The organism is Synechococcus lacustris str. Tous, assembly GCF_003011125.1.
In the GTDB taxonomy this organism is placed as follows: Bacteria; Cyanobacteriota; Cyanobacteriia; order PCC-6307; family Cyanobiaceae; genus Synechococcus_D; species Synechococcus_D lacustris.
Genome location: NZ_PXVC01000270.1, coordinates 1 through 736, shown reverse-complemented (window position 1 = coordinate 736; position 736 = coordinate 1). Strand labels below are relative to the sequence as shown.

1 protein-coding gene is annotated in these 736 nt (G+C 60.1%); it reads left to right on the top strand.

Annotated elements, in window-relative coordinates; genetic code table 11:
• The coding region (locus C7K08_RS14845; protein WP_117434675.1) for a 4Fe-4S binding protein at positions 1–736 on the top strand (736 nt) is incomplete at both ends.

Genomic DNA, 736 nt, shown 5'->3' with positions numbered 1-736 from the left:
CCCCAGGATCGGGCCCATAACGGTGCCCTAAATCTATTTTGGGCCTGGTGGTGGCCCCTAATCCTGCTGGGTTTTCCATTCGTGGGCAGGCTTTGGTGTTCCTTTTGCCCCTTCATGGTGTGGGGTGAAATCAGCCAACGCATTGCAACGCGCATCGGCTGGCAGCCAGCCCGTTGGCCCYGCGGCAACACCGACCGCTGGGCCTCACCTCTACTGGCCGCTGGTTTTGCTGCAATTCTGCTGTGGGAGGAACTGGACGCCATGGAAAGCAGCCCTTGGCTCAGCAGTTGCCTGCTGCTGGTGATCACAGCTGGAGCGGTGCTGGGTTCCCTGGCTTTTGAAAAAAGATTTTGGTGCCGTTACCTCTGCCCCGTGGGCGGCATGAATGGCCTGTTTGCCAAGCTATCAATCCTGGAATTGCGGGCCCAAGCCGGCACCTGTAGCGGTAGTTGCAGTAGTTATGCCTGCTTTAAAGGAGGCCCGGCGGAAGGAGAGGGGCTAGCCACCAGCGGCTGCCCCCTGGGCACCCACCCGGCCCACCTCAGCGATAACCGCAACTGTGTGCTGTGCCTCACCTGCGCCCAAGCCTGTGCCCATCGTTCGGTGCAACTAAATCTGAGGCCACCGGCCGCTGATCTGCAAAGGCAGCTAGCTGTTCCCGCAGGCGAACCGGCTCTATTCCTTGTGCTAGCAGGTGGTGTGGTGTTGCACCATTGGCAGCAAAGCGCTGCAAACA